The 3610-nt window shown below is 33.8% G+C and carries 4 protein-coding genes; all 4 read left to right on the top strand.

Annotated features, from left to right (window positions below):
- Window positions 1-147: 147 nt before the first annotated feature.
- Window positions 148-1020 (top strand): EamA family transporter, encoded by an 873-nt coding sequence (locus ACKI4K_RS10565; RefSeq protein WP_407424843.1) that lies wholly within the window; start codon window positions 148-150, stop codon window positions 1018-1020.
- 123 nt (window positions 1021-1143) lie between these two features.
- A complete protein-coding gene (locus ACKI4K_RS10560; RefSeq protein ID WP_407424842.1) occupies window positions 1144-2088 on the top strand; it encodes a phosphotriesterase in 945 nt (314 codons plus the stop codon).
- A 75-nt stretch (window positions 2089-2163) separates the two neighbouring features.
- A complete protein-coding gene (locus ACKI4K_RS10555; RefSeq protein ID WP_407424841.1) occupies window positions 2164-2964 on the top strand; it encodes an MBL fold metallo-hydrolase in 801 nt (266 codons plus the stop codon).
- A gap of 26 nt (window positions 2965-2990) precedes the next feature.
- A partial coding sequence (locus tag ACKI4K_RS10550; RefSeq protein ID WP_407424840.1) for a hypothetical protein occupies window positions 2991-3610 on the top strand: 620 nt, incomplete at its 3' end.

Genomic DNA, 3610 nt, shown 5'->3' with positions numbered 1-3610 from the left:
TAAAAGTCAATATATTTAAAAAACAAGTCAAAACAGTTATTGAAAACAAGCAATAAAATCAATATACTTAAAATATATAATCGTAATATTGTAATTTGCTTAAAAAATTCTCATAAAGATTATATAATGAAACCGGGAGTTGAGAGTATGTTTTACAGTTTATTAATGTTATTAGCAGCATTCAGTTATGCAAGTAATTTTGCGATAACCAAGGTTTACCAAATCGAAAAGGGTAATGGAATAAAAGCAGGAGTAGTTTTTAATTGTATAAATGGTCTTTTAGGAGCGTTACTGTTTTTAGCTTTTAACGGTTTCAAATGTGATATTACTGTTTATTCGGCAATAATGGCATTTCTTATGACATTATTTGCAGGATTTTATACAATGATTGGATTTAAAATCATGTCTATGGGAAATATGACAATATATACAGTGTTTCTCATGTTGGGAGGAATGGTCGTCCCTTACATTTATGGGGTGATTTTTCTTAACGAAACAATAACATTATCAAAGTTTATTGCAATAATAGTTATTATATTGGCCGTTATAACACAAAGTGGCAAAATTAACGCAAAACAATCGTTTAAATACTATTTATTATGTGTTTTGGTGTTTATATTAAATGGTGGTTGCAGCATTGTTTCCAAAATGCATCAAATAGAACAAATACATAATATAGTTGACCCTGAAAGCTTTGTTATTTTAAAAAATGCTGCAAGATTCTTATTTTTTGCATTGTTAATACCATTTTTGACTAAAGAGAACATACACCTTAAAAAAAATATATCAAAAACACTGATTGTTATAGGTGGATCAGCTATTATATCGGGATTGGGATATGTTCTGCAATTGGTGGGTGCATCAAATTTGCCGGCTACAATACAATTTCCCATTATAACAGGAGGAACGATTGTGTTTTCGGCAGTTTTTGATGTGTTGGTTTATAAAGCACGTTTGTCTAAATTACAAGTAATTAGTGTAGTTCTGTGTGTGATTGCTACAATAATTTTTGTTTTATAATATAGGAATTTGCGCGCAACGTGCGCAAATTAGCTTATTCAAAAAAAAGATTACCTTTATGCCCCCAAGAGTGGGGGTCAGGGGGTTGAAGATTTTTAAATCTTTTTTATAGGGGAAGTTGATATGCTTCAAACGGTGAATGGAAAAATTAAAAAGGATAATTTAGGAAAAGCATTAATACATGAACATATCAGCTGTGCATCAAACGATTTTATAAAGGCATTTGGCACAAAATGGCTTGATCGCAATTTTCTTGTTGAATATGCAAGTAATGTTCTTGCCGATGCAAAGAAAAAATATAATATAGGCTTGATTGTTGATGGAACACCGATTGATTTGGGAAGAGATATTTCATTGCTTAAGAAGGTGTCGGATAAATCCGGTGTACACATTGTTGCTTCTTCCGGGTTTTATTGGTTTCCGAGTTTTGAGTTTGTATTAAATGATGAATACTATATTGCTGAGTTATTAATATCAGAGTGTAAGAATGGTATAGAAGGGACAGATATTAAACCCGGTATTTTAAAATGTGCTGTAGGTTATCCGGGGATTACAAATGACATTATGAAAAGACTTAAGGCCGTAAGTATCGCGCAAAGAGAAACCGGTCTTCCGCTTTATGTTCATTGCGAACATAAAGGTAATAGCGTATTTGAGCAAATAGATTTTTTTGTAGACCTGGATGTAAATGTTGAAAAAATAATAATCGGACATTCGGCAATTCGCCCCGATTATGATTATCTGAAATCAATACTCAATCTGGGATGTTATGTTTCGATTGATCAATGTCATTGTTGTGGGTATGAACTGTCAGATATAGCAAAAATTATTATAAAACTTTGCAGTGATGGTTATGGGGATAAAATACTGATTTCTAATGATTATTGCATCCACAGTGATTTTGCTGAAAAAAGTAAAAATGGTTTAAATCTTAATGTCAAAACTCAAGTGGAAAATTTAGGATTTGTATTTGATGTTTTATATGATAAATATAAATATCTTGGAGGAAACGACGACGTTTGGAATCGCATTACAACCGAAAATGTTATTAACATATTGGATGTATGAATGTTTGAGTTGTTAATTCTACAGAATGTTTATTTTATCATAAGGCGAATGACTATGCTGTAAAAGAGGGGGACGATGTTTGTGAATAAGTGGTGGAATGGATATGTAAAACCATTCAGAATATGGGGAAACTTGTATTTTGTAGGAACGGAAGCAGCATCTACTCATATTATTGATACAGGTGACGGGCTTATAATGCTTGACTCAGGATATCAGCAATCTTTGTATTTGGTACTTCATAATATACATCTGTTGGGATTTAATCCCCTTGATTTGAAGTACATAGTTCACACACATGGTCATATAGACCATTTCGGAGCAACGAGAGCATTGGTTGAATTAACAGGAGCAAAGACATTTTTGGGGAGACCCGACGAAGATTATGCAAACGGAAAGCTTGACCTTTCCTATGCAAAAGAGCTTGGGATGGAATTTTCTGAAACCTTTGATCCGGATATTCTGATTGAAGATGGAGATATAATTGAGCTTGGGAATACAAAGATTGAAACTGTTGCAACACCGGGACATACACCCGGCACAATGTCATACTTCTTTAATGTTACAGACGGTGACAGAATATATCGGGCAGGGCTCCACGGTGGAATGGGGATTAATACACTAAGCAGTGAATTCCTCAAAAAGTATAATCTTCCTTATTCGCTAAGGGAAGATTTTAAAAAATCTATGTTACGGCTCAGCGAAGAAAAGGTTGATATTTTTTTGGGAAATCATATGCAGCATAATGATACATCAGGAAAGGCCGCAAGGATATCTGAAGGTGAAACGGATGCATTTGTGAACCCTGATGAATGGTGTAAATTTAATTTGTGGTCCATACAATATTTAAATGATATGATAGAGAAAGAATCATTATAAAAAATATCCAAACGGAGGGAAAAAATATGTATAAATTATATGGTGACGGTGTTCATGACGATACAAATGCAATTCAGGAATTGATAGACAGCGGTGTTTGCGAGGTTTGCCTTCCCGTTCCTGAAAAATCATATCTTATTTCAAAACCTCTGGAGCTACCATCAAATTTCCGACTTGTTCTGCCAAGATTTGCAGAAATCAAGCTTGCTGACGGCTCAAACTGTTACATGCTCAAAAACAAAACTGTTACAAATCGCGCAGAAAGAGTTCGTAAGATTTGGGACCATGTTAATGAATATGACCCGGATTTTGAGTGCAGAAACATAGAAGTTTGCGGCGGAATCTGGAACTTTAATAATTTAAATCAGCTGGAAAATCCCATTTTCACAAAAGAATACGAGAAAACAGGTTATGCCGGTTTTGGATTTTTATTCTATAATGTTAAAAATCTGATTATAAAATCATTAACACTTAAAGATCCTGCCTCATTTGCAGTAATTCTTGATAAGGTGTCTTATTTCACTGTTGAAGATATTATTTTTGATTACAACTACGGTAATCCCAAGGCGTTTAATATGGATGGCATTCACGTTAATGGCAACAGCCATTTCGGCCACATAAGAAATCTTAAAGGCACATGCTACGA

The organism is Methanobrevibacter sp., from assembly GCF_045644645.1.
In the GTDB taxonomy this organism is placed as follows: Archaea; Methanobacteriota; Methanobacteria; order Methanobacteriales; family Methanobacteriaceae; genus Methanocatella.
Note: the sequence above shows the minus strand (reverse complement) of the source record. Positions and strands in the feature narration are given on the sequence as shown.

Coding starts and splice junctions, on each gene's coding strand:
- ACKI4K_RS10555 (WP_407424841.1), top strand. CDS start 2,164: ATGTTTGTGAATAAGTGGTGGAATGGATATGTAAAACCATTCAGAATA.
- ACKI4K_RS10560 (WP_407424842.1), top strand. CDS start 1,144: ATGCTTCAAACGGTGAATGGAAAAATTAAAAAGGATAATTTAGGAAAA.
- ACKI4K_RS10565 (WP_407424843.1), top strand. CDS start 148: ATGTTTTACAGTTTATTAATGTTATTAGCAGCATTCAGTTATGCAAGT.